The sequence below is a fragment of the Paenibacillus wenxiniae genome (assembly GCF_039822605.1).
Taxonomy (GTDB): domain Bacteria; phylum Bacillota; class Bacilli; order Paenibacillales; family Paenibacillaceae; genus Saccharibacillus; species Saccharibacillus wenxiniae.
The window spans coordinates 165,152-189,837 of record NZ_JBCGUH010000008.1 but is presented as its reverse complement, the minus strand read 5'-3'; the positions used below and the strand labels follow the sequence as shown (position 1 = coordinate 189,837).

Annotated in this window: 16 protein-coding genes; 15 read left to right on the top strand and 1 reads right to left on the bottom strand. The window is 44.1% G+C overall.

Features of this window, described 5'->3' with window-relative positions:
* Window positions 1–279: 279 nt before the first annotated feature.
* The 7 genes from dxs to AAHF22_RS15930 all read left to right on the top strand — a co-directional run bounded on the left by dxs (window position 280) and on the right by AAHF22_RS15930 (window position 10,562).
* The gene (dxs, locus tag AAHF22_RS15960; RefSeq protein ID WP_347326068.1) at window positions 280–2,181 is read left to right on the top strand and encodes a 1-deoxy-D-xylulose-5-phosphate synthase; all 1,902 of its coding nucleotides are present in this window, start codon (window positions 280–282) and stop codon (window positions 2,179–2,181) included.
* Window positions 2,182–2,334: 153 nt separating this feature from the next.
* Entirely contained in the window at window positions 2,335–3,189 is an 855-nt protein-coding gene (locus AAHF22_RS15955) for a TlyA family RNA methyltransferase (protein ID WP_347326018.1), read from the top strand.
* Window positions 3,190–4,065: 876 nt separating this feature from the next.
* Window positions 4,066–4,515, top strand: a complete 450-nt coding sequence (gene ahrC / locus AAHF22_RS15950; RefSeq protein WP_188775217.1) for a transcriptional regulator AhrC/ArgR — start codon at window positions 4,066–4,068, stop codon at window positions 4,513–4,515.
* A gap of 141 nt (window positions 4,516–4,656) precedes the next feature.
* Window positions 4,657–6,399 (top strand): DNA repair protein RecN, encoded by a 1,743-nt coding sequence (recN, locus tag AAHF22_RS15945; RefSeq protein ID WP_347326017.1) that lies wholly within the window; start codon window positions 4,657–4,659, stop codon window positions 6,397–6,399.
* A 669-nt stretch (window positions 6,400–7,068) separates the two neighbouring features.
* Window positions 7,069–7,893 carry a sporulation transcription factor Spo0A gene (gene spo0A, locus AAHF22_RS15940; protein WP_347326016.1) on the top strand — a complete coding sequence of 275 codons (825 nt, stop codon included), beginning with the start codon at window positions 7,069–7,071 and terminating at the stop codon, window positions 7,891–7,893.
* A gap of 570 nt (window positions 7,894–8,463) precedes the next feature.
* Complete coding sequence (locus tag AAHF22_RS15935) at window positions 8,464–9,072, top strand: hypothetical protein (protein WP_347326015.1); 609 nt, start codon at window positions 8,464–8,466, stop codon at window positions 9,070–9,072.
* A 167-nt stretch (window positions 9,073–9,239) separates the two neighbouring features.
* Window positions 9,240–10,562 (top strand): DUF2167 domain-containing protein, encoded by a 1,323-nt coding sequence (locus tag AAHF22_RS15930; RefSeq protein WP_347326014.1) that lies wholly within the window; start codon window positions 9,240–9,242, stop codon window positions 10,560–10,562.
* Window positions 10,563–11,475: 913 nt separating this feature from the next.
* On the opposite strand, the gene AAHF22_RS15925 is transcribed toward AAHF22_RS15930, so the two are convergent.
* The gene (locus tag AAHF22_RS15925) at window positions 11,476–12,342 is read right to left on the bottom strand and encodes an AraC family transcriptional regulator (RefSeq protein WP_347326013.1); all 867 of its coding nucleotides are present in this window, start codon (window positions 12,340–12,342) and stop codon (window positions 11,476–11,478) included.
* 900 nt (window positions 12,343–13,242) lie between these two features.
* On the opposite strand from AAHF22_RS15925, the gene AAHF22_RS15920 reads away from it, so the two are divergent.
* From AAHF22_RS15920 to AAHF22_RS15885, 8 genes are all read left to right on the top strand, one after another.
* Entirely contained in the window at window positions 13,243–13,686 is a 444-nt protein-coding gene (locus AAHF22_RS15920; RefSeq protein ID WP_347326012.1) for a hypothetical protein, read from the top strand.
* Window positions 13,687–14,233: 547 nt separating this feature from the next.
* Entirely contained in the window at window positions 14,234–14,722 is a 489-nt protein-coding gene (locus AAHF22_RS15915) for a hypothetical protein (protein ID WP_347326011.1), read from the top strand.
* A gap of 458 nt (window positions 14,723–15,180) precedes the next feature.
* A complete protein-coding gene (locus AAHF22_RS15910; RefSeq protein ID WP_347326010.1) occupies window positions 15,181–15,711 on the top strand; it encodes a VanZ family protein in 531 nt (176 codons plus the stop codon).
* Window positions 15,712–16,435: 724 nt separating this feature from the next.
* Window positions 16,436–19,495 carry a heparinase II/III family protein gene (locus AAHF22_RS15905; protein WP_347326009.1) on the top strand — a complete coding sequence of 1,020 codons (3,060 nt, stop codon included), beginning with the start codon at window positions 16,436–16,438 and terminating at the stop codon, window positions 19,493–19,495.
* Complete coding sequence (locus AAHF22_RS15900; protein WP_347326008.1) at window positions 19,480–21,474, top strand: glycosyl hydrolase; 1,995 nt, start codon at window positions 19,480–19,482, stop codon at window positions 21,472–21,474. The genes AAHF22_RS15905 and AAHF22_RS15900 overlap by 16 nt, the downstream gene beginning before the upstream one ends.
* A 696-nt stretch (window positions 21,475–22,170) precedes the next feature.
* Entirely contained in the window at window positions 22,171–22,623 is a 453-nt protein-coding gene (locus tag AAHF22_RS15895; protein WP_347326007.1) for a MarR family winged helix-turn-helix transcriptional regulator, read from the top strand.
* Window positions 22,610–23,671 carry a threonine aldolase family protein gene (locus AAHF22_RS15890; RefSeq protein WP_347326006.1) on the top strand — a complete coding sequence of 354 codons (1,062 nt, stop codon included), beginning with the start codon at window positions 22,610–22,612 and terminating at the stop codon, window positions 23,669–23,671. The genes AAHF22_RS15895 and AAHF22_RS15890 overlap by 14 nt, the downstream gene beginning before the upstream one ends.
* Window positions 23,672–23,771: 100 nt before the next feature.
* Window positions 23,772–24,281: a GNAT family N-acetyltransferase gene (locus tag AAHF22_RS15885; protein ID WP_347326005.1), complete on the top strand. Its 510-nt coding sequence runs from the start codon at window positions 23,772–23,774 to the stop codon at window positions 24,279–24,281.
* Window positions 24,282–24,686: the final 405 nt, after the last annotated feature.

Below are 24,686 nucleotides of genomic sequence, written 5' to 3'. Positions count from 1 at the left end.
CAGTATCGGCTGGCGTTTATCCGTTATCTGTGTTTGAATGACGATTAGGCTCTATTTTATATTAACCTACAACCGGGCAGGATGAGAGCGAGATGTTGGAGTTGTTATCGTTATAAAAATGCTCCTGATCCCGTCATAGCAGAGAACGGATTTCGTAAACGAACCTGCTTGTGGTATAGTGGATAATAATATAAAACGTAGAAACATGAATTGTGTTATTTTAGCATGTAAACAATGTTTGAACGCCGGGGGGCGTTCAAAGGAAAGCGGGGAAATGGTGTGCTGCTTCCACAGATTCATCAACCAAGTGATCTCAAAGATTTGACAACAGAACAGTTAACCGTACTGGCAGGAGAGATTCGCCAGTTTCTGATCGAGAAATTATCAGCAACCGGCGGTCACCTGGCTTCCAATCTGGGCGTAGTGGAGCTTACGCTTGCTCTGCATTATTTGTATGACAGTCCAAAAGACAAATTTATTTTTGATGTTGGTCATCAGGCGTATGTGCACAAAATTTTGACCGGACGCATGGATCGTTTTGATACATTACGTAAATACAAAGGCCTATGTGGATTTGTCAAACGTAATGAAAGCGAGCATGACGTGTGGGAAGCTGGACATAGCAGTACATCACTATCGGCAGCGATGGGGATGGCGCTTGCGCGTGACTTCAAAAAAGAAGACAACAAAGTCGTTGCCGTGATCGGTGACGGTGCGCTTACAGGCGGTATGGCTTTTGAAGCGCTTAACCATATTGGACATGAGCAGCGCAAGCTGACCGTTGTATTAAACGACAACGAGATGTCGATCGCACCTAACGTAGGGGCGATGCATAAATATCTGGGTAAAATCCGTTCGGACAGAGGTTATTTGCGTGCGAAGGATGAAGTCGAACAACTGCTCAAAAAAATTCCGGCGATTGGCGGCAAAATTGCTAAAACCGCCGAAAAACTGAAAGATTCCCTGAAATATGCGATGGTATCCGGTATCCTGTTTGAGGAGTTGGGCTTTACTTATTTTGGTCCGATCGACGGTCATGATCTGCCTAAACTGCTGGAAACATTCCATCAGGCAGACAATGTGGAAGGACCGGTATTGATCCATGTGGTCACCATCAAAGGGAAAGGCTATTTGCCTGCCGAAGCGGACTCTTACAAATGGCATGGCATTACGCCATACAAAATCGAATCCGGTCAGGTGTTAAAAGCTGCGGGTCATCCGATGTATACGGAAGTGTTTGGTAAAACATTGATCGAGCTTGCAGAACAGGATGAACGGATCGTTGCGATCACGCCTGCGATGCCAGGCGGTTCAGGTTTGTTTCCATTCGCGGCTCGTTTCCCTGAACGTATGATCGATGTAGGTATCGCGGAGCAGCATGCGGCAACGCTCTGTGCAGCGATGGCGATGGAAGGAATGAAGCCCGTCTATGCGGTCTATTCTACCTTTATGCAGCGCGCCTATGATCAGATCGTACATGACATTTGTCGTCACAATGCCAACGTTATGTTTGCGATTGACCGTGCAGGCTTTGTCGGTGCTGATGGTGAAACGCATCAGGGTGTGTATGATGTAGCCTTTATGCGTCATATTCCAAACATGGTCATTATGATGCCCAAAGACGAAAACGAACTGCGCCATATGATGAAAACGGCGCTGGAATACAATGATGGGCCGATCGCTTATCGTTATCCACGGATTAACGGTTTAGGCGTACCGCTAGATCAAGTGCTGACACCTATTCCGATTGGACAATGGGAAAAAGTGCGTGAAGGCGATGGTTACGCAATCCTTGCATCGGGTCCAATGGTACAGATGGGAATCGAAGTAGCTGAGGAACTGAAACGAGACGGTATGAATGTGTCGGTCATTAATGCGCGCTTTATGAAGCCGCTGGATGAAGAGATGCTGCTTGATCTGGCAGCGCGCGGTACACGCATGCTCGTCGTCGAAGAGGTTTCACAGGCAGGCAGCATGGGCAGTGCTGTGCTGGAGTTCTATGCAGCGCGTGGATTGCATGATGTAACGGTTGGCTTGATGGGCATTCCAGATGAATTCATCGAACACGGTAGCATCAAAGATCAGCAACGTGAAGCCGGACTCACACCGGAACATATCGCCGAATCGCTCAAGGCGCTCGCGCCAGGGCAAGCTTGGACATTCCAAAAAAATTCGGTTTAAGATTGAATGATCACCCTAGCGAAGCGGAAAGTTCCATTTTCCGCTTCGTTTGCTGTTTACACACCTGCTTGCAGCTTTGGCAGAGCTGTAATGGAGGCAGGATCAGCAGCGCTTCACAATTTAAAAATACGGAATGTGTACAGGAGATAAGCTATGGCAAGCGATAAAGAGCGTCTTGACGTCCTGCTCGTTGAACAGGGCTATTATGAAAGCAGGCAAAAAGCAAAAGCGGCGGTTATGGCAGGTCTTGTCTACGGCGGCACAGAGCGTCTGGAAAAGCCAGGGATGAAAATTCCACGTGATACCGCGCTACATGTAAAAGGAGCCGTACATCCGTATGTCAGCCGCGGTGGATTAAAGTTAGAAAAGGCAATCCAGCATTTTGGCATTGAAATGGAAGGGCGCACGATGCTGGATATCGGCTCGTCGACTGGCGGCTTCACAGACTGTGCATTACAGCATGGCGCTTCTTACGTGTATGCGATTGATGTAGGCTATAATCAGCTGGACTGGTCACTGCGTAATCATCCGCAAGTTCATGTGATGGAGCGGACGAACTTTCGCTATATGACGCCGGATCAATTGGAAGGAGCCACACCTAACTTTGCCAGCATCGATGTATCGTTTATTTCACTTCGTCTGATGTTACCACCGCTTAAGGAACTGTTATCCCGTCCAGCGGACGTGGCGGCGCTGATCAAACCACAATTTGAAGCAGGGCGTGAAAAAGTAGGCAAAACCGGTGTCGTGCGCGATCCGAAAGTGCATCAGGAAGTGCTGGAGCATGTGCTTGGCTTTGCCAAAGAAATCGGTTATGAGCTGCGCGGACTGACCTTTTCGCCGATTACGGGTGGAGAAGGCAATATTGAGTTTCTAGCGCACTGGCATTTGCCTGCGGATGGTGAAGTGTTGGATCCGATCCCTGAACTGGCGGATCTGAATGAGCTGGCTGCACGAACAGCAGCCGAAGCAGCTCATCGTTTTCGCGGTGGGGCAGCCAAGCAGTGATGAAGTAACAGTGTAGTGGTGAACGCGATAGCGTAGGATATAAAGTGATGGGTGACATTGTATCAAGCGATATACAATATAACTTACTGTATGATGCTTGACTTTGCACGAGGTGACATAGAATATCAAGTACTGTATGACGTTGCACGAAGCGATATAAGATATTATGCACTGTATGACTTTGCACGAGGTGACGTAGAATATCATGTACTGTATGACATTGCGCAAAGTGATATAGGATATCATGTACTGTATGACATTGCGCAAAGTGATATAGGATATCATGTACTGCATAGCATCGCACAGAGTAATACATGATATCACGTGCGATATAGTGTTATACGAAGCGTGGCAAAATACCACATACTAAGGGATAAGTGACGTCGTGTGAAGTGATGTATAATGACGATGTCGACAGCTCCAGCGATATGGCAGCATCTACGAGCGATAAGAGAAGACCTGTACTGGCAGCTTTTCAGCCCGGCGCAGGTCTTTTGGTTTGTATAGGGCTGAATGGATAACTGGCAATGAAGCGATATAGACGATTAAGGCGAATTTTCGATCAAAACTCAATTTGGCTATTGATTTACGAACAGATATTCCTATATAATGAGAACGAACGTTCTTCCTGTCTGGTTCATGCAGCCAGCGTTTTGACCTTTCCGTTCTTGGTGTTACAATAGGGTAATGTGCGATGCCACGTTGATGATCGATGGAAAAGCAGATATTTTCCAATTTCGAAGATGAAAAAGGAATATACCTGCATAATCACGAATAATTATAAAGTCTGTTCGGCATGAACAGGCGATGTGATCCATTCGCCATAGCGATCATTTGCATGATTATAATAGAGCATACTACCAAGCGGAGGTCTTTATGAAGGGACAGCGACATATTAAAATTCGAGAAATTATTACACATCAGGATATTGAAACTCAGGATGATCTGGTTGAAGCATTGCGTCAAGCCGGCTTCCAGGTAACCCAGGCAACGGTATCCCGTGACATTAAAGAACTTTTACTGATTAAGATTCCGACAGATGACGGACGATATAAATATTCTTTGCCAACCGATCAACGTTACAATCCGGTGCAGAAGCTGAAGCGTGCACTGGTGGACAATTTTCTGCAAATCGATTTTACAAACAATCTGGTTGTGATGAAATGCCTTCCGGGTACAGCCAATTCGATCGCTTCCCTCGTGGACAGCATGGAATGGCCGCAAATTATGGGCACAATATCGGGTGACGATACGATGCTGATCATTTGCCGTACGGAAAGTGATAGCCAGAAAGTGATCGAACAGATTATGGGCTTTATTTCTTGAAATAAAGGATAAGCTCCTGCTGTTGTGATCGTAACATCGATACAGCGAGGTCTTGTGAAGTGCCAGCTGACTGTAGAGCTTTTGTCCGGTTTCGTGTGAAGCGGGATTAAACAGTCTTTTATACGAGAAGGAGTGAGCTCCATGCTAGTTATGCTGAGCATCAAAAACCTGGCTGTTATTGAAGAAATCGACGTTTACTTTCACAAAGGATTCCATGTACTGAGCGGTGAAACCGGTGCAGGTAAATCCATCATCATCGATGCGCTCGGTCTGATTGCAGGCGGAAGAAGCTCAGCGGAGATTGTCCGCTACGGTTGTGACAAATCGGAAATGGAAGCTCTATTCGAACTGCGTTCAACGCATCCGGTCTGGTCGACACTGGCAAGACTAGGTATCCAGGGAACGGCTGAGGAGCACCTTGTAATTCGTCGTGAAGTAACGAGCAGTGGTAAAAGCACCGCACGCATTAACGGGCAGCTGGTTAATCTGTCTATGCTGCGTGAAGTGGGCGAGCAACTGGTTAACATTCACGGACAGCATGAACACCAATCGCTGATGAAACCAGAGCGTCATCTCGGCCTGCTGGATACATTTGGCGATGTAAAGATCGGTCCGGTTAAGTTGAAATACAATGAGCAATACAGCAGCTACATCAAGATTGAACGTGAATTGCGTGAATTGCAGGAAAATAGCCAGAAGACGTATCAGATGATGGATTTGTATCGTTTCCAGCTGGAAGAAATTGCTACTGCGAACTTACAACCAGGTGAAGATGAATCACTGGAAGAGGAACGTCTACGTCTGTCACATAGCGAGAAGATGATGGAAGCGGTAGCCGGTGGTTACCACAACCTGAACGGTGAAGGCACGATGGGTGCCATCAGTGTAGCGATGTCGCGTCTGAGCGATATTTCCCGTTATGATTCCAAAAATCTCGATCCATTAGTCGAGCAACTGCAATCTGCTTATTATCAGCTGGAAGACGTCGTCTATCAGTTACGTAATTATCAGGAAAACATCGAATTTAATCCAGGCCGATTGGAAGAAGTGGAATCCCGTCTCAATATGATCTCTGGCTTACGCCGTAAGTATGGAGAAAATGTAGAGCAGATTCTAGCTTATTACGCGAAAATCCAGCGTGAGACCGATTTGCTGGAAAACAAAGATGAGCATTTGCTCAAACTGGAAGCGAAGCGCGATAAGCTGCGTGCACAGCTACTGGAAACCGGCGAGCGCCTGAGCAAGCTGCGTCGTGATGCAGCAGGCGAGTTGTCCAAGCAAGTTGAAGCCGAGCTGAAAGACTTGCAAATGCAGCGTACGTCATTGCAGGTTAAAATTGACTATATCGCTGATCCAAATGGTATCGAATGGAATGACCGTCGTATTCGCATTACCCGTCAGGGCATCGATACAGCTGAATTCCTAATTTCGCCTAACCCCGGTGAGCCTTTGCGTCCAATGGGCAAAATTGCATCCGGTGGTGAGCTGTCGCGTATTATGCTAGCGCTGAAAAGTATTTTTGCCCGTCATGAACAGGTACCTGTACTTGTATTTGACGAGGTGGATACCGGTGTAAGCGGACGAGCAGCTCAATCGATCGCAGAGAAGCTATTCAAGCTGTCTTCGGAATGCCAGGTATTCTCGATTACTCACTTACCGCAGGTGGCATGTATGGCAGATCATCAATATTTGATCGAAAAGCATATCGTTGGCGACCGTACAGCTACGCATGTCGTATCACTGCATGAAGATGGCCGTGTCGATGAACTGGCACGTATGCTAGGTGGTGTGGAGATTACCGAGAAAACGAATCATCATGCGCTGGAGATGCTTAAATTAGCAGAGGCACGCAAAGATGGCGGCTCTGCCTATGCCGTTCATTAAGCAATGAAGCAGCATATGGAGGCGCAACATATAAAGAAAACCAGAGAAGCAACCTATAGAGAAAACATTAGTAGTCTAGTTCATACCATAGTGTTAGCTATGATTTTAACTAGCTATGACGAGATCAAGAAACAATTTCAGGGAAGCCTGCCTGTGTGGTAGTGCTTCCTGTTTGTATTGGAACCATATTTTGAGCTATATAAGGTTCGATTAAATAAGATGAGTTACATAAAATTATGTAATGAAATGGAGCTGCATAATTTTCCGGCCTATTCGCTCCGTAATAGGGTGGACTTTGTTGATATGAGCTTGAGTCGACCCAATTCAGCTATGGGAGTGTTAGTGATATGAGCTTGAGTTAGCCTAATTCAGCTATGGGAACGTTAGTGATGTGAATTTGAGTTAGTTAAACTCAGCTATGCGAACTTCAATATGCAGTTAAGTTAAAGGAGATTGAGCAATATAAATGATCACAGTACCAATACAATCGAATGCCATTTTATGCTAGCTTATGTCTGTTTATCACACATAGGCTAGAAAAATTGGGAAAATTATGAGATTATTGTTTTCGACAGCAGGGTTTAGGTCTTTTATGTCGAATGATATTATAATGTAAAAGTGGATCATACACAGCAAGAGAGAATGACCAAAATGAAGGAGGAATATCCATTGTCAACGATTCAAGTATTGCTAGCAGATGATAATCGTGAATTTACTAATATGCTGGCTGATTATATTTCCAATCAGCAGGACATGGAAGTTGTAGGTATCGCATTTAATGGTGAAGAAGTATTGAAAACGATGGAGAATCTTCCGCAGCTTCCCGATGTGCTTATTCTGGATATTATTATGCCTCACCTGGATGGATTGGGTGTATTGGAACGTCTGCGTGATATGAATCTAACACCAGCACCGAAGATCATTATGCTGACCGCATTTGGTCAGGAAAATATTACGCAGCGTGCGGTGCAACTGGGTGCTTCGTATTACATTTTGAAGCCATTTGATATGGAAGTGCTCGTGAACCGTGTTCGTCAGCTGGTGGGCACCAATGCTACAATCGGCGGTAACAGTAATGGCTCTGTTAATATGAGCAATTCAATGAATAAGCCAGTCACTGCAATGCCGGCAAAAGGTCGCAATCTGGATGCAAGCATTACTGCAATCATTCATGAAATCGGTGTACCTGCTCATATTAAAGGCTATCAATATTTGCGTGAAGCGATCACGATGGTATATAACAATATCGAAATTCTCGGATCGATTACCAAAACATTGTATCCGGCAATTGCAGAGAAATTCAAAACGACACCTTCTCGTGTAGAACGTGCCATTCGTCATGCGATTGAAGTTGCCTGGACACGTGGTAATATTGATTCGATCAGTCATCTATTTGGATATACGATCAATATTAGTAAGTCCAAGCCAACCAATAGTGAATTTATTGCGATGGTAGCCGATAAGCTACGGATTGAGCATAAAGTTCCGAATTAATTTGGATGGAATCCATATAATGTTCTGATTAACTTGCTTTGAGTTTATATCATTGGGCAATGTTTCATGCAACTTAGAATGTTTCATTTAGTATGGATAGTATGGATAGTATGGATAGTATGGATAGTATGGATAGTATGGATAGTATGGATAGTATGGATAGTATGGATAGTATGGATAGTATGGATAGTATGGATAGTATGGATATATAGCCAAATGGATGCTGTCATTGCTTTGGATCTTTACGCTATTGAGTTGCGTATGTAGGTGAAATCAAGCGTTTATATTATCTATTGCTTATATTATTTATTTTTGTTATCTATGGTGTATAAGTTGGTAGTGTTATACAGCAATCCAAGCATTCCATAATTATCAAACATAATTAAACGTCTTATAGATTGAATCCAATCGGCATATGATATCTATAGAAACGAAGAGCAGCTTACACTCGATATAGAGGGACAAGCTGCTCTTTTTTTACTCTAGTGGCAACGGGCTTCAATATAGTAATATAGATATAGATTGTAATCTGTTCATCTATGATCAACATGATATTCAGGAGGGAAAGAAATGGAAGGTTTTCAGGGATACTCACCACCAGAGCCGCCGCCCAAATCATCTAAAATGAGTGTGATGGCATTAGTAGCGCTTATTTTGGCCGGTCTATCGATACTTGGATGTATGATATTAACCGTCTGGAACATCGCGCTTAATGTGCAAGTAGCTGATTTGCGGCAGGCGAATGCGGCGTTACAACGTAAAACGACTGAACTTACTAATCAGCATACGGATGTAGCGCACGAGCAATCGATTATTAAGCAGGTAGCGGTATTCAATTATATGTCCCACAGCATTGAGGAAGCGGTCGTAACGGACGATTTTATTGTGGATAAAATCACATTCACACCTACTGGTGATGGAGAGCTGAAAAGCGTGCTGATCGATATAGAAAATCAGCCCGATATCGATCTGGATTATAACGGTGATGGTACGTATACATTATCGAAAAATGAGTTGCGCACTAAGATGGTCAAGCTTATTCAAGCAGCGCGAGAGTATTATGGGACGGATGAAGAAGCGCCGGAATGGAATGAATCTACTTTAGTTACGTTAACGGTCAAAAATTACGATATCGGCGATTACGCAGATAGCAAATTTCTGTTTGTAGACGAGTATTGATAGTATGCTGATCTAGTGTAATCAGCTAGACATGCTGACATGATTAATACACCAACTATAATCTACCGCCATCTATGAGAGTTTGTTAAAACAAAAGCTGTAATTTACTATGCCCTACACACAATAAATATAAAGTGAATGACAAACCATTTGAAGGAGGCAAGTTCTTGAAAAAGTCGCTCGTCTATGTAGCATTGCTTGTATTAAGTAGCAGTATGATCTATGAACTGATGGCACATCCTACTATAGCTCAGGCAACCGGGGATAGTAACATAACTGCTGTTGAGAATAATGTGGTAGCTATAGAAACTAATCCTGTTCACACTCAGCCTAAAATGATGTTAGCGCCTACGGTTGCATCCTCCGCAAACTGGGCACATGGATGGACATTAGCCCAACACACAACAAGTACAGACTTACATAATTCCCACCTATCATCTATAACAGAAACGAGTACAATAGAGACAAGCACACGATCCATATTATCAACAAACACAGCTCCTATCGTACTGGCATCAGCGTCAACTCCATCGATCACAGACCCATCTTCTTCTACTAACGGTAATAAAAATAGCACGATTAATGCTAATGAAAAGAGTAACATTGCAACTAACAATGATGCTGGCTCCAAAGTAAAAGTGAACGATCAGGTTGCTCTAGGCGACATTGCCAGTTATCATTTTCCAAATCAGCATGATATGAGTTTTGTCGGGCCAGAAGCTACACAGCAGCTGCTTGATAAAGAAGATACCGGAGATTTGATCACAGGACAGATTGTTGGAAGCTTGCTGGATCGCCAGGATAACGCATGGGTGATTTTGATGTATACCGAAGACGGACATATTTTCGATTATGATCATCAGCAGATCGATGCGCAGCGTATGCTGGAAACTTATCAACAGGCATCTCAGCAGCAAAATGAGCATCGTTCTGATAGCTCCAAACTTCATGTGTTAGGCTGGGGCAAGGAGCCGAGTTATAAGGTGGCCAGTCATACATTAACCTGGTATCTGAAATTGAAAAAGTCAGCGGGGGACGATGTCGTTAATGATGAGGCACGTATTTTGACCCGAACCGGATATATCTCCGCTATTATGGTGACGGATGAGCAACGATTTAAACAGGATGATGCTACATTTGAACACGATGTTTTGCCTAATATTGATATTAATTCAGGCTCAACATATAGCGATTATCATAGTGACACCGATAAAGATTCCAAATTAACATTAGAAGGTTTAATTTTGACAGGCGCGGGTACACAATCTGCGAAGACGTATGGAACCTTTTTAATCGTAAATAAGCTCTGGTTCATAGTTGTACCGATCATAGGTTTGTTTTACTGGAATCATCGCAATCGTTCACGACGTGAGCAAGAGCATGCCAAAGAGCTAGAAGCGATCCTATATGCGGATCATCAAATCAATGAGTTGCCCATGCGTCGACGTCCTGCACCTCCGGTGGATCAGACCGATTCAGATCAGAAATGAACGGATCAATAGAATAAATGAGATCAAGTGAGAATAATGGTGTAAGCCGTCTCTTTTGCTATGTCGATACGATTCATTTGATTCATTCCATGCATCTGCACGCTAAAAGCGGTATAATGAAGGGGATGCTAAAACAAGTCCAATCATTAGATTGACAGCTAACACGTTGATCCATTATGTCATAGGCTTGTGAACGTAAATGTAGTAAATATAATAAAGATGACAGGCTGTACATCACGGCGGCGATATGAACGATATGAATTTCAATCGAAGCCAGCTCTACCACAGGTTCATTCACAACCGAGCCTGCACCCGCAATTACGCCATAATGAAATTGGAGGGATTACAGATGGAGAAAACCAATGCATGGGTATTCGTACTGGTCACTTACGTGGTGGCAGTGGCACTCTTTTTAGGTATGTGGAAAGTAAGCGATCTGCTGTTCTTCCGCTAAGTTGTAGTGAAGCAAAACGTAGCTTCTGCTTGGATCATAGTCGCGTAGCAACATTATAGGAAGCTGTATGATGTGTTAGCATCAGCTTCTGGCGAGCGCAATCCTGATCGGATGTAGTCATGCTTCTGATTACATATTGAACTACGAATATAAGAATTTGGATAAGGAAAAGGCTGGAACGATAAGTTCCCGCCTTTTCTTTATCGATGATCCCAACCACCTTTATCGATGATCTCAACCACTTATAGTGAGCGTTCTAACAACATACTAACAGCTTCCAAACCGGATCAGCTATGTTACAACTTATTATGCGCTATGAATCATAAAGCTAGTTTGGAAACTACCCCCTTACCCGTACAGCAAGCAATAGGGCTGAATCGTCAACAAAATCGATCTTGCTCATCAACGTCATCCATATCCCTTATGTCTAAGGTAAGAGCAACAATAAACACAAACCTATCATGTCCACTCTTTTCGATACGCAAGCGGCGTGCAATCAACCCGTGCTTTAAACAGATTAATAAAATGCGACACATTGTAAATACCTACTTCGCTTGCGATCTGCTGAATACTTTTATCAGAATACCGAAGCATATGCTTCGCTGTATTGATACGAATATTGATTAAATACTCAATCGGCGGTAAGCCGATATGCTGCTTGAAATCGCGACTAAGCTGGAATTTGTTCACCGCATACTTTTTGGCTAGATCGTCCAGTGTAATCGGTTCGGTATAATGCTCCTCCAAATATTGCTGCAATTCCAGCACAGGAGCAGGAATGCGACCATGCTTATCTCCAGCATAAACAGCGTGCAATAAAATATCGGTGAGCAATTGAACAATTAATTGGGAACTGATTAGCTCTGTTTTGTTGCTGCGTGGTGTCTGAATGTTCAGCAAGCGTTGCATAAGCCCGGGAATGGCTGAATATTCGTTCACATGACAAACAGGCAGTTGACGTTGACCGAACGGTGCATAATAGCCTTCCATCGTTTCACTTCGGATGTGAAGCCACAGAAATTCCCATTCCTCTTCACGTACAGCCTCATAACGATGATAGTCCATACAATGAATAAAAAATAAATCTCCACGTCCAAGCGAATAATCGGTATTGCCATAACGCAGTTTTCCTCGGCCGGATACAGTATACAAGATGAGGTACGAATTTAGATGCTCATGTTCAGCAAAATAAGGAAAGGCAGTTTTGAAATGACCGATCTCCTGTACAAAAAAGTAAAATGCCTGTGCAGTAGAAGATGGCGTTAAAATGAGGCGAATTGAATCTTCGGTTTGTATATGCGAAGCTTTCTCCCAGTAGCTCGTCATGTAGCTCTTCCTCCTGCATAGGTAGCGTTAAAATCCATTTCATTCCGGTTCACTATGCGATCGATATGGCATGAATCAGGGATGAAGTTCAAAATTGCAGGTCATATTAAAATCATTGCGAATACTGGAAAACAGAATAAGAATCGATGTGGGAATCCCGGATCTACGGTAGCATGTATCTGGTGGTATCGGAATGATAATTAAATTGTAAGCGTTATCTTATAATTAATCAATATAATACAAAGTAAAAAGGCCACCCGCAGGTGACCTTTCTAACCCAAATGGCGCTATTTAAATCTGACCGCATCCCGCGCCACCGGAAAGTTCTAGCTGTTACGCCAGAACCTCGGCTTGGGTAAAGGACGCGTTCAACATGTGATTATTGATGTTGACGCACCTCCTTTCTGTATGGGGATAGTTTAGCATAGGTTTACATAAACATCTAGTACTATTTACAAAAAAAACAAAAAATATTTTTTTGTTCGCATTAGATAATAGTATCCTATTTGAAAATATGAACAAATATGCAGTTCTGTTCGTTTATTTTCGGATAATGAGCCATATCGAGTAAATAATTAGTGAAATTTTGTCGATTTGATGTATAATCGCTATTAAATATAGCAAAATAATTATAAGTATATAATGGCAATAATGTGCAATAATAGGTGAGGGACGAACAGGGTGGTGTTTGTTAAGTATCTAATGGTAGAATAATGACTCGGTCGTTGCAACGATGACGATCGAGAGATAAGCAAATTATACGGATCTAAGTGAAATAAGCAAGAAGCAAAGTAACACGTTAATAGTTGATCATTTATGAACGCATGGAATGAGATGAACTGTATACAAGCCACCCTTGCAACAAACAAATGCAGGATATAATGGAGAACGAGAATCCGTATGAAGTTAGCCATTGAATTAGTGCCTATTCCTACAATGAATGTGAATGTACGAAGTCATATTAGTTCCTATCGCTGGAGACAGCTTAGCTTGAACATTCAGCGCCGTGATGACTATGCCTGTGTCATTTGTGAACGGCGAAAGGGTCATGAGGTACATAAGCTGCATTGTCACGAGCAATGGGAGTTTAATGAAAAGCATGAAATTCAGCGTTTGATCGGTTTACAATCGCTTTGCTTTCAATGTCATATGCTCAAGCATATCGGTTTTGCGGATATGCAGGGATGGATCGAACAGTATGCATTGATAGAGCACTTTTGTGAAGTGAATCGGGTTGATCGAGAGCAGTTTGCTATTCATCTCCATGAAGCGGTACAGCAATGGATGCACCGTAACCGTATAAACTGGAAAGTTGATCTGAGCGCCTATACCGAATGGATTTAAATAATAGCAATAGACGACGCATGTGTGAAAATTGATGCACATATGGAGTATCCTATCGATCCTGGATAATGGCGTTGAACGATGATTAAAGTTTGCTTGATCTGGTTGGATGATACCGATTAGCGGTATGAGCTGGAGCATGTAGGGGTCGATATGATGGATAATAGTAGCGTGCGAAATGAGGCATGGAAAGAAGCAAAGACAGGCCATACGAGACGTCTCGTTAATGAGTTATTTGAGCACGTATTTGCAACCAGTGATACAATAGACTGGCAAGTACGATCATTGTGGATCATGCACGTATTTGTACCTTCACGGCAATTGAAGTATTTTAACATCAACCAGAAGTTAATGATGATAGGGAAGCAATAGGCCGAGAAAATTCACGTTCACATCCACGACTGGATGGAACGTGTTACTACGGAATATCATGAATCCAGTCAAAGCTGATTACGAATTCAATAACATGGAATTTTAGTTAAATTCACGCTTTGATTAAAACGATATTTTGTAGTACATTAGCTTTTGAAGAAAGAGGAGGTTTCTAATGTACTCAAGCAAACAGAGTGATGCTTTACACATCATGACTTACACCCTGAATAGTGGAATTAAGGGTACTGTACCCCTGTCTAATCAACAGATTGAAGAATGGCTTGAAAGTTACAGAACCAATACACGCTTTGTGACGAGTATAGGTAAGGAATTTTTTGGCCTGAATCCAGAACTTGTTGCCGACTTTAAAGTACAAAATCAATTTTCTGATTATCAGCGAGTGATTGTACCTAATCAACAACCAGATGAAGCGGAAGAACATCTGAGTAGCGCTTATAAACAAAATGACGTGTTGATCAAGGTCGATTGCAAATGCGGCACAGCGTATACAACGGATTCACCGATGATGCGTACCAAATGGTATTGCACCAAGTGTAAAGAAATCGTATTTTTGGACCCGAAAAAAGGTAAAGTCGAAACATCACGTGGTGAAGCTTACTATATGACTAATAAATATTTCGTGGAGCGCGCTCCAATCGAATAGCAAGCCAGAAAAGCAGTCTACAAGATCATCATGGAATCGGTAATCAGGAAAAGGGAAGCCTGTTCGAGACGAAAATCTCCTGACCGTAAAGTTGAATTGTATGACTGCTTTTGCTGTTGTCATTGGGATAATTAGAATAAGGATAGTCGTTGTATTATATGTGCTTATTATAAGCACATATAATGAAGAGTGAACATAGACAATCTTATATCGTAGGTAAAGTGATGAGTGGATACTAACACTAACAAACGAATCGTATAATGGATAGATACTAACAAACAAATAGGATGATAGATACCAACAAACGTATCGTTTGATTGGTTTGTTTCAGTATGATATGGAAAATATGAACGGTGCTTGCGCTAAAGCTGGCAGGTCATTTGAATAGTAGTAACGGTTACTGGTATAATACACGGCATATGTGCGAGAACGGATTTGTTTGGAAAGGAGTATTCCCTATGCGCTCAAGCTTGCCCTTCTCTGCTTCGCGATCATCCCGCCGTATTCGTCCGGTTCCACTTCTGATCTGGTCTGTACTGGCGCTCGGTTGGATGGCGTTTATGTTTATGATGTCGAATCAGCCGTATCAGGAGCAGGATGTGAAACCACTGCTTGCCAGCTGGATTGCCGAGCCTTCGCTTGCAGCGATTACACCGATGGTGGAATTTAGCTATGGTGGTTATACGGTTAGCGGTAGTGAACCGTATGCCTTCTGGGAGTTTTTTATTCGCAAAGGCGGTCATGTATCCGAGTTTGCTGTACTGACCTTTTTACTAGTACATGTATGTTCTTCTCTTACTCGCGCTGTGTATATGCCATTGATAGGGGCTGCGGTTATTGCGTATGGCTTTGCTGCTACTGATGAATGGCATCAGACCTGGATTGCAGGTCGCACCGGTCATTTTAGCGATACGTTAATTGATGCGATTGGTATTGTACTTGTTATTATCGTATATGGGATTGTCCGCTATCGGAGACAGAGAAGATAATAATGATGGATCAAAGGGGGAGCCGTGCCGGCTTGCCTTTTTTGTTATATAGCAAAGTAAGAAGCACGGACGGGTGTAATAGGGTGGGACGTTGATGCAGGATAGTAGCGCAATCGTTCATTCGTCGATGATATGCCCGAATTGTGCATACATATAGCAGAATGATGGCTATACTTTTAGTTTTGAAAGCGTTATTTTATTAGTCGATGAGTTGTTTGTTATTTCTATAGTAATAGGGATGCAGTAAAAGGGAATCGCAGTAAACTGTAGTGATGTAGTAAAAAGGAGTAGGAGTAAAGATATCGCGATGCAGTGAAATGAACTTAGAAGAAGGATATACGGACTTAGTGAAGTACATCCGGAGTAAGTAATAGCGACGCAGTGAAAGGAAGTACGAGCAAAGATATCCTAATGCAGTGAAATGAATTTAGAAGAAGGATATACGGACTTAGTGAAGTACATCCGGAGTAAGCAATAGCGACGCAGTGAAAGGAAGTACGAGCAAAGATATTGTAATGCAGTGAAGTGAACTTGAAAGAAGGATATACGGACTTAGTGAAGTACATCCGGAGTAAGCAATAGCGATGCAGTGAAAGGAAGTAGGAGCAAAGATATTGTAATGCAGTGAAGTGAACTTGAAAGAAGGATATACGGACTCAGTAAAGTACATTCGAAGTAGTTGTAACGATAAAGCGAAATGAAATTAGAGCAAGGAGATGTTGCAATGAACAAGTATGCGGCGGATCGTGTGCGGGCGGTGCAGCAGTTGTGGCGAGTGGAGGATTTAGATGCGCATCTGTTACTGACGATGCAGCAGTCCGTCTATACGGAGTGGTGGCGCGATATCGAGCGATATGCGCAGCGGGCGCTCAGCGAGCCGTTGCCCGTGCTACGATTTGAGTTGTTTCGGCAGTTTGAGGATGACGGTCAGCGGATTCCGTATGAGCAGGTTTATTTTGAACGCCGTGGCCGGCTAGGAGCGCTTGCGCTGATGTTGCTGCGATTACAAGCGGAGTATCGGTATAAGGTGACTTCAAATCAAGATGGGGTGAATGTCAATCAAGCACAGTATCAGCACGAAGGGATGGCACATCAAGCAGAGCATCATTGCGAGGAGAGTACCAATCAAGCGGATGATCAGCAAGGAGGCAGAGGCAGTACGAACAACAAACATATCACTAGAACTGATGAAGAACAGGCGTTGGGGATGCAGACAGAGCCTGCACAAGTTTGGAATAGGCATGAAGTGCTGACAGCGCTGGAGGAAGCGATTTGGGAGCTATGTGGTGAATATACGTGGTGTTTGCCTGCGCATTTTTCATCAGGGTCACATACACCGGCATGGCAGGAGATTGATCTGTTCACAGCGGAAACAGCGGGCATGCTGGCGGAGCTGTCTATTTTGCTGGATGGCGTAATTGATAAGCGTGTGATTGAGCGGATGCGGCTGGAAATTCGGCGGCGTGTGCTGGATGTGCTGGTGGAGGGGGAGCGGCATTTCGGCTGGGAGACGGCGGAGCATAACTGGTCTGCGGTTTGTGCAAGTGGTTGTGGAATGGCTGCGCTACTCGTAGAACAGCATGATGGACGCAAGCAGCTTATTTTAAAACGAGTGCTTACGGCGCTCGATTATTTTTTGGAAGGTTATGGCGATGATGGTGGGTGCGCGGAAGGAATAGGTTACTGGGTATATGGATTTGGCTATTTTACATATTTGATCGATATGCTGGAAGCTACAGGTTATCCGGTTCAGCTCAGTGAAGCACAGCAACGCAAAATCCATGCGATAGCTGCTTTTCCACAGGCGGCGCATTTATCGAATGGTGTGTTTGTTAACTTTTCCGATAGTGAGGAAAGGCAGGCTTTACCAACAGGGCTGCTAAGCCGTCTGGCCCAGCGGCAAGGGGTGGATGTATCCTTGCCATTTGAGCTGCCTTTGTTCAGCGAGGATCATTGTCATCGCTGGGCACATGTGTTACGTGATCTGTTATGGTCGGAACCGGAGCGCTGGGCTGTGGATCATGTAGGCAATGATGATGGGAAAACAGATGGTGAACAATTATGTCACGAAGGTACAGGTGAAGTATCTAAAGTATCTAAAACATCTAAAGTATCTAAAACATCTAAAGTATCTAAAACATCTAAAACATCTAAAACATCTAAAACATCTAAAACATCCAGTATAGTACCTGCTACAGTATCCATGCAACTCTCTATCCAGAACGCTATAAGTAATGATTGTAGTCTCCAAAGAGAGCTACCGTCAGATCATGATCTGGAAGGAGATGCACCTATTCCATACAATGATGGTCAGCAAGATCGTACTAATTCTGCTATAGCTAACACAGATCGCCATGTAATAACGAAGTCTGCATATGGTGCGTGTAGTGATACGAATCGTGATGCAAATAGGTATATGGGCAATGATGCAAACAGCGAAAGTCATTACTGGAAACAGCTGGAGTGGCTCGTTGTACGTGGACGAATTGGTTTTGCAGCCAAAGGTGGGCATAATGATGAGCCGCATAATCATAATGACCTGGGTAGCTTTATTATTCATGGCGGCGGACAGAATCTACTCTGTGATCCCGGCGCAGGGATGTATACACAGGCTTATTTTGCGCCAGGGAGAGAAACGATTTTGCATATTTCCTCGGCTGGCCATTCGGTGCCATGTATAAATGGAATGGAACAACAATCTGGACGTCAGCAGGCAGCGGTCGTGCTGGATGTGCAACAACGAGCGCAGGAGACATTATTTGAACTGGAACTAGCAGCAGCCTACCCAGAAGCAGCAGGAGTTGCTAGTTTTACAAGGCGTTTTCACTGGCAGTCGCTTGCTACCGCAGATGCTTCGACGACTATGGCACAGCTGGATGTGCATGACCGGTTTATTTTCCAGAAGTGTATGGCAGTGAATGATATAGAAACGAAGCAAGCTACAGACGAGACTAACGTTCATCTTTGTGAGCGTTTTATGAGCCGTGTGAAGCCGCAGTTGAATGAGAGCAGTATTGTCTGGCAGGGACAACAAGCGCTCGTTCGACTTCATATAGAAAAAGGGCGCTATGAAGTAGATGTAGAGGAACTTGCCAGCCATGATCATGAAGGACAGCCGATTACGCTGTATCGAACGAATCTCATTTTGATAATGGATGCGCACAAATTAAGCCATGCTGAAGACGAGTTAAGTCATACTAAAGGAATGAATCGATCCATCGTCGATAAACAGATACCAGATGAAAGTACAGAAACTGAAAGTATAGCAATTGAAGATATAACGACATTAGACACAGCGGCATTAGGTACAGCGACGTTAGATAAGCACATGCCAATACTAACTAAGACGCGCACACAAACTCGTATAAACGTAAGCAGCACAGAACGGAGAGAAGGAAATAAGGGGAAAGGACGACTTTTGAGCACGGGAATCTACATTCCCTTTCTAATCCGTAGATTCCTGTGCGAGACCGGAGTCCGTCCCCTTATTCCTTCCCGCAGTGGTGTACGCTCCATCATAAAAAGTTCGCGTACACACCCAAGTAAAGAACAAAGCAAAAAATCAACCCAAGAACCAAACCAAGAACCAAGCAAGGAACGAAGTAAAGACCACAGTGAACAACCAAACGTCATCAAACTGGATGGTAGGGATCACATGTCAGCAAGAAACGATGGACAGCAGCAATGTGGCATTCATTGCCTATTCACATTCACCGTTATTTCACAGATAGGACTGGAGACGGATCAAAGGACAAAGGAGCGATCGTCATGGAGCAGCAGGTAGAAAAGAGTCCAAGCTACAAGCAGCCGTATGCCTGGGCAGAAGCATTACATACGTATGAAAACAAATTGGAGCAATGTGAACCGCTAGCTTCATCATGGAATGTACAGCGAAGATTACAGTTATTGAGAGGGATCGTACAACATTATCGTGCGTACCAGCAATTAGATGGTTCCATCCATGATCCTTATTCGCAGCAGGAACGATATTACTCGACGCCTGCGTATGCGCTTGCTGCGGCTGTATTAGTGTCCAAAGGACAAACCGAGCTACTGGAATCAGCTGCATCGGCGTTGACGTGCAGTATACAAGCGTTGGTGGAAGAGCGCGCACCGGATGGTCATCCGGACTTTTTCCCGATTATGATCATGGGGGCGTATCGTATTCTTAAGTCGCTCTTACCAGAGCAGGCGCTACACTGGCAGCAACGCTTGAAGGAGATCGAGCCTGAACAGACCTATGTATTTACGATGAGTAAAATGAACGATCCAAACCGCATGATCAACTGGAACGCGATCATGTTGTCCGGTGAGTATATGCGCTATGCGGAGGGGCTGGACGGAGAGGATGCGAGCTGGATCGATACGTATTTACAGCGATATCATGTGCCGCGTTTTACAGCGCTTGGCTTGTATCAGGATGGGCCGCTACATAAGCCGAATTGTCCATTTGCTTACGATATCGTCACACGTTATCATCTCACATTGATGATGCAGGCAGGGTATAGGGGCAAAGCTGCGGATTGTGTGGACGAGCTGTTACAGCGCGGCGCTCGCAGCTCGCTATTGATGCTGTCGCCACTTGGTGAATGGCCGACTCGCGGACGCAGCTCACAGCATCAATGGAATGAAGCGACAGCGGCATTGATTTTTACGGTGCAGGCAGTGCGTGAAGCACAGCAGGGACAGATAAGACGGGCAGGAGCGTTTCGTCATGGTGCCGATCTTGCGTGGGAAGCGATCGAGCGCTGGCAGACAGAAGCAGGCGATCTGCATATTGTACGTAATTATTATTCGCCGCCGCAGCGTCATGGCTATGAAATATATACAAATCATACATGCTACAATTTATGGACTGCCGCGGCGCTTGCTTATGCGATCGTACATGGCGAGCAGCTGGAGCCGATTGTCGCTTATCCGATCCCAGCATCTTGCACCAGCTATACACTGGACACGGATGGCTGGTTTCAAACGGTATTTAGCGGTGTGCCGGGGCAACAGCTCGTCTGGCATACTGCGCTCAATGACCCGTACAATATTCCCGGCTTATCTCGCATACATCGTGCCGATATGCCTGCGCTGATCGGGCCATCGTCAGCCGGCTATCGCGATCAGGGTTTTACACGTTTTGCAGAGGGCGAAATATTCCCATTAATTCATGCGCCTGCCTGGCAAACGACAGACGGGATATGGCATCAGCTGGCAGACGGCATTCGTACAAGCGTACCTTTTGATTGTGATGCGGGTGTAGATCCAGCTGATGGAGGTGGCAGTTATCGGATTGTGGAAGCGAAGCATGAGGAACAGAGAACACGACTTGTTTTGGAATGGAGTGGTCCGTTATCGGCTGGTGTAGGGCAGATTCAGGCTACGTATGAGCAGCGACCTGGCATCATTAGGGTGAGCTATCGCATCACAAATGCAGATCAAGCGGACATTGAACGACTCGGTGCATGGATTCCATTATTTATGTATGATGGTAAGGAAGCGGCAGTATTGGAAATGGTGGAAGACGAAATGCTGGAGAATAAAGCGTTGTCCCGGACAAATGGCACTGTCACCGAGCGCTTACGTTTGCAGTATAATAACGGTCTTTTATCACTACGTTGCCTGACGCCAAACTGCAAAGTAACATTTCCGCCAGAAGCAAGTCATGTGGCTAGTCGCAACGGAATATTGAAAGGGGTTCGTCTGGAAGGAGAAGCGGGCCATGATTCTATTGCGTATGAGCTTCGATTGGAAAAGAGTCGTTCATCCGTGTAATTGACGTTTACGATCAATCGTTAAATTCGAGGATTCGATATACTGAGGATCGATACGATAGTATACGATAATGAAGTATCATATGAGAATAATGAGCTGTTTGATGGAGAGCATGCGTTACTGTGTAGTGATCATAAATCACTGTATAGTGATCATAAGTCACTGTGCAGTGATTATAATTACTGTATAAAGATGATGAATCGGTAATTCAACATAAGTAAGTAATGAGTTGCTATATGAAATGGACGAATCAATAAAAGGATACATCCATACATGAGATGAATAGTTGTTAAATAAACACGATGCATCACTACACAGCGAGAATAGAGCATAATACTATAATACGTCCTTACTAAATCACACTATAGATAGTCGGATATACATTATATTTTAAAAGGAACCCTACACCCTATTGAACAAAAGCTTGCGCTGACTGCTATGTACCTAAACTAGCAGTTAGCGCGGGCTTTTTCATTTGCATATGTATATGTTGTTGTATGGTACGCATATGCACAATCCAAGTCACGTCAAGTTACGAAATTTAGTTGACATTGTCCACAATACACACTATATTAATTTTAATCAAAAGTGGACATTGTCCACTAAATGATACGCAGCTTGAGCCATAAGATGTGATTGCTGACTGTTATACATACGATTTGAACGCACAGCATAAAACCGGGAGTGAACAACAACATGGACAAGGCGATGATCGCGGATATTCGCCATTTTAACCGCAGATATACGAATATGATCGGTGTGCTGAATAGCCATGTGCTCGATAGCGGGTATTCGTTTACCGAAGCACGTGTCATGATCGAGATTGGCATGAATGAGCCGTGTATCGCGAATATGCTGGTCGATTCACTAAATATCGATCGTAGTTATATGAGCCGAATTATTCGTCGTCTGGTGAAGCTGGGACTACTGTATAAGGAAGCCTCGGCAGAGGATCAGCGTGTTAGTCTATTGCGATTGACCGACGCAGGCAAGGCATCCTATCAGGATCTGGATGATCGATCCAATGAGCTGATCATTCGTTTATTTCGCGCTTTGCCGCCTCATGAACTGGAAGAAATGCATGCTGCTATGCAAAAGATTGAACAAAAATTAGATCAATTGGAGCGAAGAGACGATGATACGATTTGAAAGTGATTATACCGAAGGCGCGCATGAGCGCATTATCCAAAAGATGGTAGCTACCAATATGGAGCAGACGAGCGGCTATGGTGTCGATGAATATTGCGCACGCGCGCGTCAGCATATTCAGACAGCCTGCGGAAACGAAGCGGTAGATGTACATTTTCTCGTTGGCGGTACGCAGACAAATTTGACGGTCATTTCGGGCATTTTGCGTCCACATCAAGGGGTGATTGCGGCGATCACCGGTCATATTGCAGTGCATGAGACAGGTGCGATTGAATCGACCGGACATAAGATTCTCACACTGCCAAGTGACGACGGCAAAATTACCGCAGCTCAAGTTCAACAGCTGTACGATGAACACTGGAACGATGTGACGCATGAGCATATGACGCAACCAGGTATGGTCTACATTTCCCAGCCGACCGAAAATGGTACGATATATAGCCACGCTGAGCTGGAAGCACTGTACGATGTGTGCCAGCAACATGATCTGCCACTGTATATCGATGGTGCACGAATGGGTTATGCGCTTGCTTCACCGGAAAATGATCTTACGCTGGAGCGAATTGCTCAGCTGTGCGATGTGTTTTATATTGGCGGCACCAAAGTAGGTGCGCTGATGGGTGAAGCGGTCGTGATTGTAAAGGATACGCTGAAAAAGGATTTTCGCTATTTGATGAAGCAGCGTGGCGGTATGCTGGCTAAAGGACGGATTCTGGGCATTCAATTTGAGACATTGTTTGAAGATGGATTATATATGGAAGTCGCTCACCATGCGGTGCAGCAGGCGTTACGTATTCGTGATGCATTTGCAGCGCAGGGCTTTACATTCCGCTACGATTCTTCAACGAATCAGCAATTTCCGATTGTTTCTAATGAAGTGCTGGAAAAACTGCGGACAAAGTATTCCTTTTCGTTCTGGGAAAAAGTTGATGCGCAGCATAATGTCATTCGTTTCTGTACCAGCTGGGCGACGCAAATGGAACAGGTCGATGAGCTGGTACATGATATTGCTAAGCTGGGCCATGCCTGTTCGATAACAGGGCAATAAAGTTTAACGGATTGGAACGTATGCGGCGATCAATTTATCTACTAGCCATAGGACGCAGCATATTATGTAGTATAGATGATGTGCATAAAGGGGACTACGTATGAAGATCAGACCAATCGAGCCTAAAGATAACGAAGCTATTGAACGGATTATTAAGCAGTCATTGGAATCCTTCCAGCTGAACTTGCCAGGCACAGCTTATTTTGATCCACAGCTACGTCATCTGGCTGAATATTATAACAGCGATCCGCGTATGGCATACTGGGTTGCGGTTACAGATGATGATGTTGTGGTCGGTGGTGCGGGAATTGGCACCTTTGGCAAAGAAACGGAAGTGTGTGAGCTACAGAAGCTGTATATTACACCTGAAGCACAGGGCAAAGGCTTATCGCGTCTGCTCGTGCAAAAGGCACTCGATTTTGCCGCTCAGCATTATCGGTACTGCTATCTGGAAACATTTGATCGCTTGGAAGTGGCGAATACACTCTATCTCAAGTTCGGTTTCCGTCAGTTGGAACGCCCGCTTGACGGTACAGAGCATAATGCATGTGATGCATGGTATATGAAGGATCTGGCTCCGGTCAGTGGAGCGTCTGTCGTAAACGAGTAGCGGTAGATGAGCAGGCACTTGTAACGTTGCCATAGGGGTAAAGGTGTTACATTGCAGGTATTAACAGGCTAAAGATAGCATAGTTATTATTTTCAATGATGTAGCATCTGAACTACAGCATCATTATTGTAGGGATCGTGGATTGGCTAGAGTCGTGCAATGGAGAGGGATCGGCAGGAATAGGAAATACTTTGGAATTGGATAGTAGGATACAGCAGGTCGGTTGCCAATCGTTTCTTTGCAACCGGCTTTTTGCTGCATGTTTATATCATATAATCGTATAGATTTGCAAAGGTATGGATTATTATGCGTTTGACTGTTGCATTTGGATAGAATTCCTTTGACGCATCTTTTTGTAAGCGTTATCATCTTGAGGAGAAATATTCTATCGATGAATGATAAAGA

Bases quoted from the DNA above. Each gene is read 5' to 3' on its own strand.
- AAHF22_RS15895 (WP_347326007.1), top strand. From the start codon at position 22,171: ATGGACAAGGCGATGATCGCGGATATTCGCCATTTTAACCGCAGATAT.
- AAHF22_RS15925 (WP_347326013.1), bottom strand. From the start codon at position 12,342: ATGACGAGCTACTGGGAGAAAGCTTCGCATATACAAACCGAAGATTCA.
- AAHF22_RS15900 (WP_347326008.1), top strand. From the start codon at position 19,480: ATGGAGCAGCAGGTAGAAAAGAGTCCAAGCTACAAGCAGCCGTATGCC.
- ahrC (WP_188775217.1), top strand. From the start codon at position 4,066: ATGAAGGGACAGCGACATATTAAAATTCGAGAAATTATTACACATCAG.
- AAHF22_RS15905 (WP_347326009.1), top strand. From the start codon at position 16,436: ATGAACAAGTATGCGGCGGATCGTGTGCGGGCGGTGCAGCAGTTGTGG.
- AAHF22_RS15955 (WP_347326018.1), top strand. From the start codon at position 2,335: ATGGCAAGCGATAAAGAGCGTCTTGACGTCCTGCTCGTTGAACAGGGC.
- AAHF22_RS15890 (WP_347326006.1), top strand. From the start codon at position 22,610: ATGATACGATTTGAAAGTGATTATACCGAAGGCGCGCATGAGCGCATT.
- AAHF22_RS15915 (WP_347326011.1), top strand. From the start codon at position 14,234: ATGTACTCAAGCAAACAGAGTGATGCTTTACACATCATGACTTACACC.
- AAHF22_RS15920 (WP_347326012.1), top strand. From the start codon at position 13,243: ATGAAGTTAGCCATTGAATTAGTGCCTATTCCTACAATGAATGTGAAT.
- recN (WP_347326017.1), top strand. From the start codon at position 4,657: ATGCTAGTTATGCTGAGCATCAAAAACCTGGCTGTTATTGAAGAAATC.
- AAHF22_RS15910 (WP_347326010.1), top strand. From the start codon at position 15,181: ATGCGCTCAAGCTTGCCCTTCTCTGCTTCGCGATCATCCCGCCGTATT.
- AAHF22_RS15935 (WP_347326015.1), top strand. From the start codon at position 8,464: ATGGAAGGTTTTCAGGGATACTCACCACCAGAGCCGCCGCCCAAATCA.
- AAHF22_RS15885 (WP_347326005.1), top strand. From the start codon at position 23,772: ATGAAGATCAGACCAATCGAGCCTAAAGATAACGAAGCTATTGAACGG.